Source organism: Agarivorans litoreus (genome assembly GCF_019649015.1).
GTDB lineage: Bacteria > Pseudomonadota > Gammaproteobacteria > Enterobacterales > Celerinatantimonadaceae > Agarivorans > Agarivorans litoreus.
On the sequence record NZ_BLPI01000001.1, the window covers coordinates 3,784,101 to 3,801,234 of the forward strand.

At 44.9% G+C, this 17,134-nt stretch carries 13 protein-coding genes; 12 read left to right on the forward strand and 1 reads right to left on the reverse strand.

Going from position 1 to position 17,134, the window contains the following annotated elements:
- Position 1: 1 nt before the first annotated feature.
- Positions 2 to 721 carry a bifunctional 2-polyprenyl-6-hydroxyphenol methylase/3-demethylubiquinol 3-O-methyltransferase UbiG gene (gene ubiG / locus K5L93_RS17410; RefSeq protein ID WP_220720959.1) on the reverse strand — a complete coding sequence of 240 codons (720 nt, stop codon included), beginning with the start codon at positions 719 to 721 and terminating at the stop codon, positions 2 to 4.
- 205 nt (positions 722 to 926) lie between these two features.
- On the opposite strand from ubiG, the gene gyrA reads away from it, so the two are divergent.
- From gyrA to fliJ, 12 genes are all read left to right on the forward strand, one after another.
- Positions 927 to 3,632: a DNA topoisomerase (ATP-hydrolyzing) subunit A gene (gyrA, locus tag K5L93_RS17415; RefSeq protein WP_220720960.1), complete on the forward strand. Its 2,706-nt coding sequence runs from the start codon at positions 927 to 929 to the stop codon at positions 3,630 to 3,632.
- 106 nt (positions 3,633 to 3,738) lie between these two features.
- Positions 3,739 to 4,827, forward strand: a complete 1,089-nt coding sequence (gene serC / locus K5L93_RS17420; protein ID WP_220720961.1) for a 3-phosphoserine/phosphohydroxythreonine transaminase — start codon at positions 3,739 to 3,741, stop codon at positions 4,825 to 4,827.
- 9 nt (positions 4,828 to 4,836) lie between these two features.
- The gene (gene hisC, locus K5L93_RS17425) at positions 4,837 to 5,946 is read left to right on the forward strand and encodes a histidinol-phosphate transaminase (RefSeq protein WP_220720962.1); all 1,110 of its coding nucleotides are present in this window, start codon (positions 4,837 to 4,839) and stop codon (positions 5,944 to 5,946) included.
- 16 nt (positions 5,947 to 5,962) lie between these two features.
- Entirely contained in the window at positions 5,963 to 7,243 is a 1,281-nt protein-coding gene (gene aroA, locus K5L93_RS17430) for a 3-phosphoshikimate 1-carboxyvinyltransferase (RefSeq protein ID WP_220720963.1), read from the forward strand.
- A 50-nt stretch (positions 7,244 to 7,293) separates the two neighbouring features.
- On the forward strand, positions 7,294 to 8,628 hold the full coding sequence (locus K5L93_RS17435; protein ID WP_220720964.1) for an EAL and HDOD domain-containing protein: 1,335 nt from the start codon (positions 7,294 to 7,296) through the stop codon (positions 8,626 to 8,628).
- A 185-nt stretch (positions 8,629 to 8,813) separates the two neighbouring features.
- Positions 8,814 to 11,063 (forward strand): EAL domain-containing protein, encoded by a 2,250-nt coding sequence (locus K5L93_RS17440; protein ID WP_220720965.1) that lies wholly within the window; start codon positions 8,814 to 8,816, stop codon positions 11,061 to 11,063.
- Between the two features lie 72 nt (positions 11,064 to 11,135).
- Positions 11,136 to 11,480, forward strand: coding sequence for a flagellar hook-basal body complex protein FliE (gene fliE / locus K5L93_RS17445; RefSeq protein WP_220720966.1), 345 nt, complete (start codon positions 11,136 to 11,138; stop codon positions 11,478 to 11,480).
- A 42-nt stretch (positions 11,481 to 11,522) separates the two neighbouring features.
- The gene (fliF, locus tag K5L93_RS17450) at positions 11,523 to 13,217 is read left to right on the forward strand and encodes a flagellar basal-body MS-ring/collar protein FliF (RefSeq protein WP_220720967.1); all 1,695 of its coding nucleotides are present in this window, start codon (positions 11,523 to 11,525) and stop codon (positions 13,215 to 13,217) included.
- Entirely contained in the window at positions 13,207 to 14,241 is a 1,035-nt protein-coding gene (fliG, locus tag K5L93_RS17455) for a flagellar motor switch protein FliG (RefSeq protein WP_220720968.1), read from the forward strand. The genes fliF and fliG overlap by 11 nt, the downstream gene beginning before the upstream one ends.
- 2 nt (positions 14,242 to 14,243) lie before the next feature.
- On the forward strand, positions 14,244 to 15,305 hold the full coding sequence (gene fliH, locus K5L93_RS17460) for a flagellar assembly protein FliH (RefSeq protein WP_220720969.1): 1,062 nt from the start codon (positions 14,244 to 14,246) through the stop codon (positions 15,303 to 15,305).
- Positions 15,283 to 16,626 carry a flagellar protein export ATPase FliI gene (gene fliI / locus K5L93_RS17465; RefSeq protein WP_220720970.1) on the forward strand — a complete coding sequence of 448 codons (1,344 nt, stop codon included), beginning with the start codon at positions 15,283 to 15,285 and terminating at the stop codon, positions 16,624 to 16,626. Before fliH ends, fliI begins: the two co-directional genes overlap by 23 nt.
- Positions 16,627 to 16,658: 32 nt before the next feature.
- The gene (gene fliJ / locus K5L93_RS17470; RefSeq protein ID WP_220720971.1) at positions 16,659 to 17,102 is read left to right on the forward strand and encodes a flagellar export protein FliJ; all 444 of its coding nucleotides are present in this window, start codon (positions 16,659 to 16,661) and stop codon (positions 17,100 to 17,102) included.
- Positions 17,103 to 17,134: the final 32 nt, after the last annotated feature.

Consider the following 17,134-nt stretch of genomic DNA (forward strand, 5'->3'; position numbering starts at 1 on the left):
ATTACTCCGGCTTGGCTAATTGCACCATATAGTTAACATCTACGTTTCGGCTTAAGCGAAAGCTTTCAATTATAGGGGTAAATTGAACACCACTAATGGCTTCGCTACGTAAGTTGCTTTGGTCGGCCCAAGCTAGTAGCTCGGAAGGGCGAATGAACTTGTCATGTTGATGAGTGCCATCAGGTACAATTTTTAATAACTTTTCTGCAGCCAGAATCATATAAAGGTAGGCTTTTGGCGTTCGGTTAATGGTAGAGACAAATACTTTGCCACCCGGTTTTACCATGCTGGCACAAGCAGCAATTACTGAACCTGGGTCCGGTACGTGCTCTATCATCTCCATGCAGGTTACTACATCGTAGTGCGCTTGATGTGACTCGGCATGCGCTTCTGCGGTGGTTTGTAAGTAGTTAAGTTGGCTACCGGTTTCTAAAGCATGTAGCTTGGCGACTTCAATTTGTTCTTTGCCCATATCTATAGCAGTAACGTCGGCACCACGAACAGCCATGCTTTCGGCTAAAATGCCGCCACCGCAGCCTACATCGAGTACTTTTTTGCCGAATAAGCCTGCCGCGCCACGTTCAATGTAGTCTAAACGCAGTGGATTGATTTGGTGTAGGGTTTTGAATTCCCCTTGTTTATCCCACCAACGCGAGGCTAAGCCTGCAAAATGTGCAATTTCTTGATGGTCAACATTTTCGTTGCTTTGAGGGTGTTCCATAAACTTGTCAATCCACATCAGTATTTGTAGGCATTATAAGAACTTGTTCAATGCAGTCACTAGCTTTTGTTCAATTCTTGAGTTTTTTCATTTTTCTAACTGAAAAGAGCGACATCAAGCCTGTTAAGGCCGTTATTTTATGGTAAAGTTTGCGATTACGCTTGGTAATAGTAAAAAGCAATAAAAACGAAGGATTTTGTCGTCTATGAGCGATCTTGCAAAAGAGATTACGCCGGTCAATATCGAGGATGAACTGAAGAGTTCGTACCTTGATTATGCCATGAGCGTTATTGTGGGCCGTGCCTTGCCAGATGTACGTGATGGTTTAAAACCAGTGCATCGTCGGGTGCTTTACGCAATGAATGTTTTGGGGAACGACTGGAATAAACCCTACAAAAAATCTGCCCGTGTGGTAGGTGACGTAATTGGTAAATATCACCCCCATGGTGATAGTGCTGTTTACGATACGATTGTTCGCATGGCGCAGCCATTTTCGCTGCGTTACATGTTGGTAGACGGTCAAGGTAACTTTGGTTCGGTGGACGGCGATTCTGCGGCGGCCATGCGTTATACCGAAATCCGTATGGATAAGTTAGCCCACTCTTTGCTGGCCGACTTAGAAAAAGAAACCGTTGATTTTGTACCTAACTACGATGGTACAGAGCAAATCCCTGAAGTACTGCCAACCCGTGTTCCTAACTTGTTGGTTAATGGTTCTTCTGGTATTGCGGTAGGCATGGCGACCAACATTCCACCACACAACTTAACCGAAGTGGTTAATGGTTGTTTGGCAATGATTGAAAACCCAGACATCACTATTGATGAGCTGATGGAATTTATTCCAGCGCCAGATTTTCCAACCGCCGGTATCATTAACGGCCGCGCTGGTGTTATTCAAGCTTACCGCACTGGTCGTGGCAAAGTGTCTATTCGTGCTAAAGCCGAAGTGGTTACCGAGAAAAACGGTAAAGAAACCATTATTGTTCACGAAATCCCTTACCAGGTGAACAAAGCTCGTTTAATCGAGAAGATGGCTGAGCTAGTTAAAGATAAAAAGCTAGAAGGTATTTCTGCTCTACGCGATGAGTCTGATAAAGACGGTATGCGTATTGTGGTTGAGCTGAAGCGTGACGCAGTGGGCGAAGTGGTACTAAACAACTTGTACTCACAAACGCAAATGCAGGTATCTTTTGGTATGAATATGGTGGCCTTGGATAATGGCCAGCCTAAGATATTCAACCTACAAGAAATGATCGAGTGTTTCATTCGCCACCGCCGCGAAGTGGTTACACGTCGTACCGTATTTGAATTACGCAAAGCGCGCGATCGTGCCCACATCCTTGAAGGCTTAGCCATTGCGCTAGCTAATATTGATGAGATTATCGAGCTAATCAAAACCTCACCAACGCCAGCAGAAGCAAAAGCTGCATTAGTGGCTAAAGGTTGGGATTTAGGTGCAGTAGCAGCCATGTTAGAGCGTGCTGGTGATGACGCCGCGCGTCCAGATTGGTTAGAAGCTGAATTTGGTATTCGTGATGGCCAATACTTCATCACACCAATTCAAGCTCAAGCTATTCTAGATTTACGTTTACACAAGTTAACCGGTCTAGAACACGAAAAAATTATTGGCGAATATAAAGAACTCCTTGATCTTATCGCTGAGCTACTTTTCATCTTAAATAATCCAGAACGTTTGATGGAAGTGATTCGTGACGAACTTGTCGAAGTGCGCGAGCAGTTTGGTGATGAGCGTCGCACCGAGATTTCAGCTAACAGCGCTGATATTTCTCTAGAAGACTTAATTAACGAAGAAGACGTGGTAGTAACGCTATCTCACGAAGGTTACGTTAAGTACCAACCACTGACTGAGTACGAATCGCAGCGCCGCGGTGGTAAAGGTAAAGCAGCAACCAAGATGAAGAATGAAGACTTTATCGAGAAACTGTTAGTTGCCAATACCCACGACACTGTACTGTGTTTCTCAACGGTAGGTAAGGTTTACTGGATGAAGGTTTACCAGTTGCCGCTGGCGAGTCGCCAAGCGCGTGGCAAGCCAATAGTTAACTTGCTTCCGTTAACTGAAGATGAACGCATCACCGCTATCTTGCCAGTACGTGAGTACCAAGAAGATAAGTTCATCCTGTTTGCTACGGCTAACGGTACGGTTAAGAAAACGCCGCTAACTGCGTTTAAACGTCCGCTATCAAGTGGTATTCGAGCTATCAACCTAAATGATGATGACAAGCTAATTGGCGTAGATATTACCAACGGTAATAACGAAATTATGTTGTTCTCTGATGCGGGTAAAGTGGTTCGCTTTAACGAGAAGCAACGTGATAGTGAAACTGGCGCTGTGAAGTTAGACCCAGAAACGGGCGAAGAGCTATTGGCATTGCGTCCAATGGGCCGAACTGCTGCTGGTGTTCGGGGTATTTCGCTTGAAGCAGGCCAGAAAGTGGTATCGTTGATTGTACCTACTGGCGACGGTGATATCCTTACGGCTACAGAAAATGGTTACGGTAAGCGTACCAAGCTTGATGAGTACCCAGCGAAGAGTCGTGCCACTAAGGGTGTTGTTTCTATCAAGGTGAGTGAGCGTAACGGCCTGGTGGTTGGTGCGGTTCAGGTAACCGAAGCGCAAGAAATGATGCTAATTACCAATGGCGGTACCTTAGTTCGTACTCGCGTAAACGAAGTGTCTTTGGTGGGGCGTAATACCCAAGGTGTTACCTTAATCCGTACTTCTGAAGATGAAAAAGTGGTTGGTCTTCAGCGTATTGATGAAATTGAAGACGACGAGTTAGAAGAGCTAGCTGAAGGCGAGCAGACAACTGAAGTGAGTGATGCAACTCCAAGCGAGGATGCACCAAGTGCAGACGATGCTGGCGAAGCAGAGCCTGAACAGCAGTAAGCTATAAATATAAAAACAACGGGCGGCTTTTAGCCGCTCGTTTTAGTTTTAAAAGAATATATGAACCACTGAGTGGTCGCACACAACATAGAGTAAGAGATGTAGCATGGACAAAATCTATAACTTTTGTGCTGGTCCTGCGATGTTACCTGAAGCGGTAATGAAGCAGGCGCAAGCCGAGTTTTGTAACTGGCAAGGACTAGGTGTATCGGTGATGGAAGTTAGTCACCGTGGTAAAGAATACATTGCGATGGCTGCTGAGGCTGAGCAAGATCTTCGCGATTTGTTAAACATTCCTGATAATTACAAAGTACTGTTTTGCCAAGGCGGCGGGCGTGGTCAGTTTGCAGCTGCTCCCCTTAATCTTTTAGGTGATAAAAAGTCGATCAGCTTTATTACTACCGGTCAATGGTCTAAAAGCGCGGTTGCAGAGGGCGAAAAGCACGCTCATGCTAGCGTGTTTGATGCACTAAGTAGCAATCAACAAGGACAAATTAGCGTTAAACCAAGCGCTGAGTGGCAACTAGATAACGACGCGGCTTATGTTCATTACTGCCCTAATGAAACCATTGAAGGCATCGCTATTGATGAGATCCCCGATGTAGGCGATATGGTATTAGTAGGCGATTTCTCTTCAACGATTTTGTCGCAACCTATTGATGTAAGTAAGTTTGGCTTAATTTACGCAGGTGCGCAAAAGAACATTGGTCCTTCCGGTTTAGCCATTGCTATTGTGCGTGATGACTTACTCGATAAGGCTCACCCATTAACACCAAACATTTTTAACTACAGCGTATTAGCGGGAAGCGATTCCATGTTTAATACACCGCCTACTTATTCATGGTATTTGGCTGGTTTGGTGTTTAAATGGTTAAAGCAGCATGGCGGATTAACTGCTATGGCTGAGAAAAACGCGGCTAAAGCCGAGTTACTTTACTCCTATATTGATAGTAGTGACTTTTATCAGAATAACGTTGCTCCTGAAAACCGTTCTAAAATGAATGTACCTTTCCAGTTAGCGAATAGCGAGCTTGATGCTGCCTTTTTAGCCGAGTCTGCGGCGGCTGGATTAGTGACTCTGAAAGGCCACCGAATTGTCGGTGGTATGCGAGCTAGCATTTACAATGCAATGCCAATAGAAGGTGTACAAGCCTTGGTAGACTTTATGGCCGACTTTGCTCTGCGCAATCGCTAAGGAATTCCCATGACCTGTGATTTTCATGCTTTAGCCAATCAAGGCATACAAGGTTTACAGCCTTATCAGGCGGGTAAACCAACTGACGAGCTAGAACGCGAGTTAGGCATTAGTAACATTGTTAAGCTTGCCTCTAACGAGAACCCTTTGGGCATGAGTCCACAGGCCTTGGCCGCGATTGAACAAGCGACTAGGGAACTCACTCGTTACCCAGATTCAAATGGCTTTTATTTAAAGCAAGCGCTGGCGGATAAATACGGTTTGGCTGCTGAGCAATTTACCTTGGGTAATGGCTCAAATGATGTATTGGATTTAGTTGCTAGAGTATTTGTTAGCAGCGAGCACGAAGTGGTGTTCTCTCAACATGCTTTTGTTGTTTATCCTATAGTGACGCAAGCAATCGGTGCTAAAGCGGTGGTTGTTCCTGCTAAAGATTGGGGGCATGATTTAGATGCTATGGCTGAAGCGATTACTGATAAAACTCGTATGGTTTTCATCGCTAACCCGAATAATCCAACAGGTACTTTTCTTAGCAGTGATGTGCTCTACGGCTTTATGCAAAAGGTGCCAGAAAATGTAGTGGTGGTTTTAGACGAGGCTTATTACGAGTACTTGCCTGACCATGAGCAAGCTCCATCAACAAGCTGGTTAGCACAGTTTAGTAACCTAGTGGTTACACGCACTTTTTCTAAGGCTTATGGTTTAGCAGGCTTGCGAGTTGGTTACGCGATTTCTAGCCCAGAGATTGCAGATCTACTTAACCGTTTGCGCCAACCTTTTAATGTTAATAGCCTTAGTTTAGTAGCGGCAGCAGCGGCATTAAATGATCAGCAATACTTACAGCAAAGTGTGGTTTTAAATCAACAAGGTTTAGCCCAGTTAGAAGCCTTTTTTAGCGAAAATAGTATTAGTTATATCCCATCTAAAGGTAACTTTATTAGCTTCTTAGCACCAAGTGGTGATGCTCAAGCTCTATATCAACAGTTGTTGCATAAAGGGGTAATTGTAAGACCGGTCGGGCCTTATCAAATGCCAGGTTATTTACGGGTAAGCATTGGTACTGAACAAGAAAACCAAACCTTTATTAACGCATTAAGCCAGCTAATTGGCACAAATTAATTAGAGATTTCGATACATGGAACAATTAACTTTACAGCCTATTTCTCGCATTAATGGTGAAGTAAACCTACCGGGCTCAAAAAGCGTATCTAACCGGGCATTACTACTAGCGGCTTTAGCCAACGGTGAAACAATATTAAGTAACTTGCTGGATAGCGACGATATTCGTCACATGCTAAATGCACTTAAAAAGCTAGGAGTAAGCTACCAACTTTCTGACGATCGTAGTCGTTGTAGCGTTACAGGTTTAGGGCGTGCGTTTAATGTGACTCAAGCTGAGGAGTTATTCTTAGGTAATGCTGGAACGGCAATGCGTCCATTATGCGCTGCGCTATGTTTAAGCCAAGGAGAGTTTACCTTAACCGGTGAACCGCGTATGGAAGAGCGCCCAATAGGCGCCTTAGTTGATGCCTTGCGCCAAGTGGGAGCCGATGTTACTTATTTAAAGAATGAAAACTACCCACCTTTAAAGATTAAAGGCACTGGCTTAGCGGGTGGCAAAGTGGATATCGATGGATCGGTGTCCAGTCAGTTTCTTACAGCGTTTTTAATGGCTGCGCCTTACGCCGAACAAGATACCGAAATTAATATTGTTGGTGAGCTAGTATCAAAACCTTATATCGATATCACCCTTAAAATGATGGCGGCTTTTGGTATTGAGGTTGAAAATGACAACTACCAACGCTTTATCGTTAAAGGCCAGCAAACCTATCAAGGTGCTGGTGAGTTTTTGGTTGAAGGCGACGCATCTTCCGCGTCATATTTTTTGGCAGCTGGCGCGATTAAAGGCGGCGAAGTTAAGGTTACCGGTGTAGGTAAAAAGTCTATGCAGGGTGATGTTTTGTTCGCTGACGTGTTGGCAGCGATGGGGGCAGATATAGAGTGGGGCGATGATTACATTATTGCTCGCAGTGGTGAGTTAAGTGCAGTAGATATGGATATGAACCATATTCCTGACGCAGCGATGACGATTGCTACCACGGCGTTGTTTGCGAAAGGCACTACTGCTATTCGTAATGTGTATAATTGGCGAGTAAAAGAAACTGACCGACTAGCAGCAATGGCAACCGAGCTTAAAAAAGTGGGAGCCATTGTAAACGAAGGACATGATTTTATTGAAGTTACCCCACCTGAAAATTTGAACCACGCAGAGATCGATACTTACGACGATCATCGCATGGCAATGTGTTTTTCTTTGGTCGCCTTGAGCGATACACCAGTGACAATTAACGATCCAAAGTGTACATCTAAAACATTTCCTGATTATTTTGAGCGCTTGAAGCAACTTAGCGAATAAAACGGTTGAAATGTGTTGATAACTTAGTTAGTCTTAAAAGAGTCACTTTTGTGACTCTTTTTTTAGGTTCGTACTTTGGCTCAAGCAATATGTTTGAGTTTATTAATATAAAGGCACTAAGCCATAGCATAAAGTACGGCAGAAACGGTAACTGGACTATGAATGTTTATACTGCGCGGCAGGCGATCCTAGATCGTCGACAGCGAGTAGTAGCCTACGAGCTACTTTTTCGGGATGGGCCTGAAAATGTCTTTCCTGACGTTGATCCACATGAAGCAACCTCAAAGTTGATTATCCGTACTCAGCTTAACGAAGGTTTGAGCGCTATTACTCAGGGTAAACCCGCATTAATTAACTTCTCTGAAGAAAGTCTTTATTCCGAAATGATTAAATTGCTGCCTAGTAAGCAGGTAGTGATAGAAATTTTAGAAGACATGAAACCGAGTGAAAAGCTATATAAGCGCTGCCAATCGTTGTTTCACCGAGGCTATCGCTTGGCATTTGATGATTTTGTGTATCGACCAGAATGGGAGCCGTACTTAAAGTTTGTTCGGCTGATTAAAGTGGATATACAGCGAACGCCATTTGATCAACTTGAACCACTATTTAGAGCCATAAAGTCGCGCAAAAACATCAAATTATTGGCTGAAAAAGTTGAAACGCAAACAGAGTACCAGCAAGCCAAAGAAATGGGTTTTAATTTCTTTCAAGGTTACTATTTTTGCCAGCCCGAAATGCAGGTGGCGAAGGACATTGATGCTAGCTATGTGATGATCTCTAGATTGTTTTATGCCGCCACCCGAGAAGACGTAAACATTAATGAAGTTGTACGTTATTTTGAGCGTGACACCGCTTTAAGTTATAAGTTGCTGCGCTTTGTTAACTCAGGAAGTCTCCCCATTGTAGAAGACATTGCCTCCATTAAGCAGGCAGTGGTTTATATCGGTAATGCCCAATTACGCAAATTGGTAGCTTTGTTAGCCAATGCCATGACATTAAGCCATAAGCCGCGAGAATTAGTAAGGTTATCGGTTCATCGGGCTAGATTTTGTGAATTGGTGGCCATGCGTAAATCACCAAGTATGCAAGAAACGGCTTTCTTATGTGGTTTGTTTTCCTTACTTGATGCCATTCTAGATAAGCCTTTATATGACGTTTTATACAGCTTACCTTTAGACCAAGATATTCGTGACGCCTTGTGTTCAGAGCAACCCTCAATGCTGCGAGCTATGTTACTGACCATTAAATCCTATGAAGAGGGGCACTGGTATAAAACAGAACGTTTGGCAGCACAATTACGGATGGACTACACCCAAGTAGAGCAGTTAAATCTGCAAGCATTGCTTTGGAGTGAACAATATCAGTCGTTGATTGGGCAAAATTGAGCCAGCTCAATATAGGGTTTTGTCTACTTTAATTAAAATTGTGACTTAACAGCTTAATAAACTATGTTTTCGTGAATTAACTTGCACTCAGGTCAACTATTTTTATGAGGTTTTTGGTATGCTGTTGCGACTAAGAGTTTGGCGCAAAGAATGCCAAGCCAACGCGGTTTTAGGAGCTAAGTAGTTTGCGGTTGTGCCTCGTTAAATTCTTAACGTTGCTAGTGGTAGGTTGTTGTTGGTCGTTGGGCGTAAACGCCTATATTGTCAATGCGAGTGAATATCAATGGCTCGAAGATAATCCAGAAATCAGGGTTGCTGTTGTGGCAGACCGCTTGCCTCTGGAGACTGTCGATCAGGCTGGCACCCCGCAAGGTTATGCAGTTGAAGCGCTAAATCAACTGGCATTTCAAACCCGTTTAAAGCTTAAATATACAGCTTACCCTACTATTTCTGATGCAATTCTAGCCTTACAGCATGGCCATGTAGACATGCTCAGTAGTGCTAGTTCACATAGACGCTTAAACCCTTTTGTTCATTACTCCCTAACCACGTGGGTTCAGCCACTGGCGCTATTTCATCCTTTAGAGCAGGCGCGCATTTCAAGCATGCAACAGTTGACTGGACAACATGTAGCTACTGTGGCCGGAAGTAGTGCGCATGAAGTCTTGCTCAGTCAATACCCAGACGTAAAAATCATTGTGTATGCTACTTTGATTGATGCTATGCAATCGGTTGTACAACAGCAAAGTGTGGCGTTACTTGCGGGTAGTGATGAAGTTGCCGCCAATTTACGCGCTTATCCGCAATGGCGTTTACAGCAAGCTTTTCAACTTGAGCACGGCATGATGCATCGGTTCGCCATTCGGGAAGATTGGCAGCCCCTGGTTGATTTAATGAATCGCGGAATTTTGTCATTTGAAACCAATTATAATGAGCAAACCTATCGGCGTTGGCAGGCTTACTCTGCCCGTAATGAACACCTGGGACAGCTTTCTTATTGGTGGTTTTTAGGCTTATCGCTTTTCTTCGCTTGCGGGGCTTTGCTCATTGTATTGGTTCGTCGGCATCTTAAAAAAGCCAATAACAAAACAACGCAATTGCGTGAGCAATTAGATTATTGGAAAAACCATGATGAAGTTACCAGCTTACCTAATCGCCGACACATCACCCGCTTACTGACTAACTGGTTAGATGATGCTACGCCGTTATCGGTATTGATGTTTGATTTTCCAAGACAAAACGAAGTATTCGAAAACTTTGGTCAGCGTTTAGGTGAAGTCACTAAAGAAGCCTACGCTAAACGGGTACAAAAAAGCCTCCGTAAGCATTACCCCGAAGCACAATTAGCCTATTGGTATCACCATTATTTTGTTGTGGTTGTACCCAACGTAAATAAAGATAAAGACGTTATCGAAATTGCGAAGCAAATTGTGCAAAGCTGTCGTGGTTGGTTGCGTTTAGAGCAGTTGCAACTATTAACTCGGTGTCATGTGGGCTACTGTAGTTACCACCCAAGGCGTGAAGCCTTACATAGCGATACGCTATTGGCTAATACCTTTACCGCGCTAAATCACGCAGTTAAAACGGGGGTTAGCATTTGCCGCTATCGACCTGATTTGAGCCAAGCTGGCTTAGTCAAGCTCACCTTAGAATCTAAGTTGCGTCGCGCAATAGGTAATAACGAGTTGGATTTGTTCTTTCAGCCGCAATACTGCTTAAAAACCAATAAAGTTATTGGTGCTGAGGTTTTATTGCGCTGGTTTACTGCCGACGGAGCTATCTCGCCAGATGAGTTTGTACCGGTTGCCGAAGAAACAGGCTTGGTATTGCAGTTAGACAAGTGGGTATTTCAAAATGCCATGCGGTTTATGGCGCGTTTCTCTAGCCAACTACCCGAAGGCTTTAAGTTATCGGTGAACTTTTCTGCTGCCACTGTATCACTGGGTCATGCAGAGAAAATTGCGATCAACTATGCCAAGCAGTGGCAGGTTAATCCACAGCGTATTTGCATTGAGATCACCGAATCGGCAATGATGGAACAACCCACAGAAGCAAAAGCGAGTATTCAGCGGATGCGAGATGCAGGCTTTGGTATTGCCATTGATGACTTTGGTACCGGTTACTCATCAATGGCGTATTTGAAGCACTTACCGGTAACGGTGCTAAAAATTGATCGAGCCTTTGTAAACGGCTTAGAAGATAATCTTTCTGACCAACATATTGTTAAAGCGATGGTGATGATTGCTCGCAGTATGAAGTATCAAGTTTTGATCGAAGGTATCGAAACTCAGTTACAGGCTAACCTAGCTTCGGTATTAGGTTGTGAGCAAGCACAAGGCTATTTCTTTGCGAGGCCGCAGCCAGAAGCAGACTTTGTGAAGAACTATCTGCCTAAAACACCTACAAAAGAGAACCTTCGATTAGTTGTGAATTAATCTTGGCGCGGCTTTTGCTTTTCCCTGTATATCTTAAGAGTAATGCCATTTATCTGGCGGTAGAGGGAAATCATGAGAGTAGATTCGGCAAACCTATTTAGCGAACTGCAATCAATGGCTGGTGAAATGAAAACAGGCGGCATCGCCAACGACATTGCTATGCCAAGCAGCCAGTTAACGACCTCTTCGGTAAACAGCGATTTTGGCAACCTGCTAAAAGACGCAATAAATAATGTGAATGGCTTGCAATCTAATGCCAATGACTTGCGAACTCGCTTTGATTTGGGCGACCGTAGCGTGGGTATTGGTGATGTAATGATTGCCGCGCAAAAATCTAGCATCGCCTTTGATGCAACGGTTCAAGTAAGAAATAAGCTAGTTGATGCTTATAAAGAAATTATGTCCATGCCAGTTTAATACGGCTAGGAGAATATTGTGGCTAGCGAAGGAAGTAACGCAATGAGTCAAGAACCGGCACTATTAGGTTCAGATAGCGATGGTGAGAGCCTAGAGGCTACCGAGCAACAAAGCTCAGCCTTATCGTTTTTAAGTAATGGCGATGTGCTACGTCAGATCATTATGATTTTGGCCTTAGCAATTTGTTTGGCCATGGCCGTATTCCTATTGATGTGGGCGAAAGAGCCTGAGATGCGCCCGCTGGGCAATATGAACACTAGCGAGCTCGTCGAAACACTTGATTTTTTAGACGCTCAAAAAATTCCTTACACTATTGAAGGCAACACTGTATTAGTGAATGCCGAACAATATCAAAGCATTAAACTTAAATTGCGCCGCTCTGGGCTAACAGAAGCCGCTCCTGCCGGTGAACAAATTTTGCTTAATGATATGGGCTTTGGTGTTAGTCAGCGCTTAGAAGGCGAGCGATTAAAACTTAGCCGCGAGCGCCAGTTAGCCACCGCCATCGAACAAATGAAATCGGTGAATAAAGCGCAAGTGCTACTCGCTATTCCCAAAAGCAACGTATTTGCTCGCCGAGAGCAAAAGCCGTCTGCTACGGTAGTGGTAAACCTACGTGGTGGTAACGGGCTTAAGCAGGAAGAAATTGATTCTATTGTAGATATTGTGGCTTCTGCGGTTCAAGGCTTAGTGCCTACGCGCGTTACGGTGACCGATCAAAATGGCCGCTTGCTTAACTCAGGCAGTCAAGACCCACTATCTTCACGCACCCGCAAAGAATTTGAGATGGAACGTAAGCGTGAAGAAGAATACAAAGATAAAATTGACGCCATCATGATCCCAATTGTGGGTGTGGGTAACTACACCGCAGAAGTTGATGTGACACTTGATTTTACCGCGGTTGAGCAAACTCAAAAACGCTTCAATCCAGACCTACCAGCAGTGCGTAGTGAGTACACTATTGAAGATAACAACGTTGGTGCTGGCGCCATTGGTATTCCGGGTGCGCTGACTAATCAACCTCCCTTACCTGCTGATATTCCAGAGCAGGCTGGTGGAGCAAATAACCAAGTTCAATCGGGTAGCAGCCATAAAGAATCTACCCGTAACTATGAGCTAGATACCACCATTAGCCATACTCGCTCACAAGTGGGAACCCTAAGACGTTTAAGCGTATCAGTGGCCCTTGATTACAATAGTCAAGTTTCTGACTCTGGTGAAACTACCCGCGAGCCACGTTCTGCTGAGCAGATTGCTAGCATTCGTCGCTTACTACAGGGCGGTGTAGGCTTTAACCTAAGCCGTGGTGATACCTTAGAAGTGGTGAGTGTGCCGTTCTCTCGCCCTGAGGTCTTTACCGAAGCAGACTTGCCAGTGTGGGAACAAGCGTGGTTTTGGCGAGCAATGCGCATTGCAGGCAGCGTACTGGTATTAATTGTATTGATTGTTGCTGTGGTTCGTCCAATGCTGAATCGTATTCTGTCTAGTGGTGAAGAGGACGAACAGGCCGAAACGGACTTAGATGCAGCCTTAGCAGCCTACGAAAATGACGATGATTTACAGCTTATCTCTGCAGATAATACCGAAGTGGACTTTGGTATTCGCGATGGTCAGCTTAAACTGCCAGACTTACACAAAGATGAAGATATGCTGAAAGCGGTACGTGCGTTAGTAGCAAATGAACCTGACCTAGCAGCGATGGTGATAAAAGATTGGGTAATTAACGATGCCAAATGAAGATGAAGTGAATCCAGAGGAAGTTCTCGGTGATATGAGTGGTATTGAGCGCGCAGCCATTTTGATGCTGAGCCTTAATGAAGACGATGCCGCTACTATTTTCCGCCATCTTGAACCTAAACAGGTTCAGCGTTTAGGTATGGCCATGGCGTCTTTAGAGGACTTTTCGCATGAGCGAGTGGTTGCGGTTCATCGCTTGTTCATTGATGACATTCAAAAATACACCAATATTGGTATTGGTAGTCAGGACTTTGTTCGTAAAGCGTTAACAGCGGCGTTAGGTGAAGACCGAGCATCTAGCCTTGTTGATCAAATTATTATGGGTAGTGGCGCTAAAGGCCTAGATTCGTTGAAATGGATGGATGCGCGTCAGGTGGCCAATATTATTCAAAACGAACACCCGCAAATCCAAACCATTGTATTGTCTTACTTAGAAGCAGAGCAATCAGCTGAGATTATGTCGCAATTCCAAGATAAAGTGCGCTTAGACTTGATGATGCGTATTGCCAATCTTGAAGAAGTTCAGCCAGCAGCACTAACTGAGTTGAACGAAATTATGGAGAAACAGTTTGCTGGCCAAGCTGGCGCACAAGCTGCCAAGATGGGCGGCCTGAAAGCAGCGGCAAACATCATGAACTTCTTAGATACCAACATGGAAGGCATGTTGATGGACTCTATTCGCGAAAGCGACGAAGAGATGGCGCAACAAATTCAAGATCTTATGTTTGTATTCGAAAATTTGGTCGACATCGACGATCGCGGTATTCAAACCTTGCTGCGTGACGTACCTGGTGAGTTGCTACAAAAAGCGCTTAAAGGAGCCGACGATTCACTGAAAGACAAGATCTTCAATAACATGTCTAAACGTGCCGCAGAAATGCTTAAAGATGATCTTGAAGCTATGGGGCCAATTAAAGTTAGTGAAGTTGAAACTGCCCAGAAAGAAATTCTGTCGATTGCTCGACGCCTCTCTGAAGCCGGTGAAATTATGATTGGCGGTGGCGGTGGGGATGAGTTCTTATAAACATGAGCGACCAAGATAAAACGCCAGAACAAGGCAGCGAAGAGCTAGAGCAAAGCGCTCCAGTCGAAACGTCCAGCGAGATGATGGATGAAGACGAAATAGCAGCGCTTCTAGAGCAAAATGATGCTTCATCAGTCGTTGAAGCGCCTGCAGCAGAAGAGCAAAGTAGCGATGTAAGCGACGAACAAGCGGCGATTGACGCGATGCTAGCCGATGCAGCAGAACAGCAAAATATAGCGGCTGACCAGCCAGTCAATGAATTACCAAGTAATGAACAGGTACACTCTGAGCTAGCAGACGATATAGCGTGGCCTCTCCCTGACTTCACCGAATCCCACCATGTTGAAGAAGAGCCTACTAGCAACGTATTTAATATGAAGCCAGCGTGGTTCAACGAAGAACCCGTTGACGAAGAGCCTGAAATTCAATTTGAGCCGATGACTATTGAAGAGCTCGAAGCACTGCGACAGTCTGCCTACGAAGAGGGCAAAGCTGAAGGGAGAGCAGAAGGCCATCAAGAAGGTTTGGTAAGTGGTCATGAAGAGGGGCTAGAGCAAGGTCGAGCGGAGGGGCACCAAGAGGGGTTGGCCCAAGGTTTAAGCGAGGGGCAGCAGCAAATTGATCAGTTAAGCAGCCGTTGGCAAGGGCTTATCGATCAGCTTCATCAGCCCAGTAAACAGATAGATGAAGAGGTTGAGCAACAAGTGGTAGAGCTAGCCACTAAACTTGCTGCTGAAATTGTGCAAGTGGAGTTAGTGACTAATCCTAGCATTATTGCCAAAACCGTTAAGCAAGCTGTAGCAGCGCTGCCCTTGCAAAAACAACATATTCGCATTCATCTACACCCAGAAGACATGGCGGTGATTCAAGCTGTATTCCCGCCCGAAACACAAGAAAAGAAAAACTGGCAACTGTTAGCGGATGGCAGCTTAAATCAAGGTGACTGCTTAATAGAAAATGACCTTTCTTCAGTATCAGTAAATATGAGTGAAGTGATAAAAAAAAGTTTACAATCTTTTATTCGCCAAAATGGTCAAGACGATGACTTTGAGCCAACGACTTAAACGCTATAACACCGCGCATGTTCGCAACGCACCGACAGTGGCGGGAAAGTTAACTCGCGTAGTAGGCCTTACCTTAGAAGCGGTTGGCTGTCGGGCACCCGTTGGCTCTCTCTGTTCAGTAGAAACGCTTGATGGTTTTTTAGAAGCCGAAGTAGTCGGATTTTCTGGAGATAAACTCTTCTTAATGCCCAGTGAACAACTCACTGGCGTGTTGCCGGGGGCTCGCGTTATCCCCATGCATGAACACCACGGTATCCCTGTGGGTATGGAGTTACTTGGCCGCGTGATTGACGGGGTAGGTAAGCCGCTGGATGGTTTGGGTGACATTAACTGTAAGCAAACCACTAGTCTTAGTTCCGCGCGTTTAAACCCCATGGCTAGAAAGCCGATTAAACAGCCACTCGATGTTGGAGTTCGTTCAATTAATTCGGTACTTACTGTAGGACAGGGCCAGCGCATGGGCTTATTTGCTGGTTCTGGTGTGGGTAAGAGCGTGCTGATGGGCATGATGACACGTGGAACAACAGCCGACGTGGTGGTAGTTGGCTTGATTGGTGAACGTGGCCGAGAAGTAAAAGAGTTTATTGACGATATTCTTGGCGAAGAAGGGCGTCAACGGGCGGTGGTAGTGGCAGCACCTGCCGATGCTTCACCGCTTATGCGCTTAAAGGGCTGTGATACAACGTTAACCATTGCAGAATACTTCCGCGATCAGGGCTTAAATGTGCTGCTGCTAATGGATTCTTTAACCCGCTATGCCCAAGCCCAGCGTGAAATAGCCTTAGCTATCGGTGAGCCGCCAGCTACCAAAGGCTATCCACCATCAGTATTTGCCAAGCTGCCTAGATTGGTGGAACGCGCCGGTAATGGTGGAGAAGGGCAAGGTTCTATCACTGCTTTTTTCACCGTGCTTACCGAAGGCGATGATTTGCAGGATCCGATTGCCGATGCCGCCCGAGCTATTCTTGATGGCCACATTGTATTGTCGCGCGAGCTAGCCGACTCTGGCCATTACCCCGCAGTGGACATAGAAAAATCAATCAGTCGGGTAATGCCAGCAGTAACTAGCGAAGGGCACCAACAGCTTGCTCGGCAGCTAAAATCTCTCAATGCTTCTTATCAGCAAAACCAAGATCTTATTGCTATTGGCGCTTATCAGCGTGGCGCTGATAAGCGCATCGATTTGGCTATTGCTATGAAGCCACACATGGATCAGTTCTTGCAGCAAGAGATGAAAGAAGTAGTTGCTTATGACGAAAGTCTGACGCGGATGGAGCGAACCATGCAAATGGCTAACATTAACGCCCAAGGTCCTTTATAAGCAGCATGCAATTGGCTTAGTAGGAGAGGCGCATGGCAAGGCGAGCTTTATATTTAATGGTTGAGCGTTTGCAAGATCAAGAGCAAAACGCCGCGCGGGAAATGGCTGAAGCGCAGCAACAACTTAGCGAGTTTGAAGCACAACTTGCGCATCTCGAAGACTACCGACGTTCCTATCTTGAGCAAGCATTAGCCAAGGGAGTTGACGGTTTTTATGCGGACAGTTTTCACCAGTATCAATTGTTTATTCAAAAACTTGAGCAAGCCAGTGTCCAGCAAGGGAAAAGTATCGAGCAAGTAAAGAAAAACGTATTGCTTAAACGTAAGCAATGGCTTGATTTACAAGCTAAACGCAAGGCTATGGAATTACTAATAGATAAACAAGTTAAGCAAAAACTGCATAAACAGGCACGTGAAGAGCAAAAACTATTAGATGAATATGCGCTATATGCTCATCTTCGAGGTCAAGTGAGCTAATCGGCACGTTTAATGCTTTGATTTTTAGATAA

Excerpts from the sequence above, each read along its gene's own strand:
- ubiG (WP_220720959.1), bottom strand. The coding sequence starts at position 721 with ATGGAACACCCTCAAAGCAACGAAAATGTTGACCATCAAGAAATTGCA.
- aroA (WP_220720963.1), top strand. The coding sequence starts at position 5,963 with ATGGAACAATTAACTTTACAGCCTATTTCTCGCATTAATGGTGAAGTA.
- fliJ (WP_220720971.1), top strand. The coding sequence starts at position 16,659 with ATGGCAAGGCGAGCTTTATATTTAATGGTTGAGCGTTTGCAAGATCAA.
- serC (WP_220720961.1), top strand. The coding sequence starts at position 3,739 with ATGGACAAAATCTATAACTTTTGTGCTGGTCCTGCGATGTTACCTGAA.
- hisC (WP_220720962.1), top strand. The coding sequence starts at position 4,837 with ATGACCTGTGATTTTCATGCTTTAGCCAATCAAGGCATACAAGGTTTA.
- fliH (WP_220720969.1), top strand. The coding sequence starts at position 14,244 with ATGAGCGACCAAGATAAAACGCCAGAACAAGGCAGCGAAGAGCTAGAG.
- fliG (WP_220720968.1), top strand. The coding sequence starts at position 13,207 with ATGCCAAATGAAGATGAAGTGAATCCAGAGGAAGTTCTCGGTGATATG.
- fliF (WP_220720967.1), top strand. The coding sequence starts at position 11,523 with ATGAGTCAAGAACCGGCACTATTAGGTTCAGATAGCGATGGTGAGAGC.
- fliI (WP_220720970.1), top strand. The coding sequence starts at position 15,283 with ATGACTTTGAGCCAACGACTTAAACGCTATAACACCGCGCATGTTCGC.
- fliE (WP_220720966.1), top strand. The coding sequence starts at position 11,136 with ATGAGAGTAGATTCGGCAAACCTATTTAGCGAACTGCAATCAATGGCT.
- gyrA (WP_220720960.1), top strand. The coding sequence starts at position 927 with ATGAGCGATCTTGCAAAAGAGATTACGCCGGTCAATATCGAGGATGAA.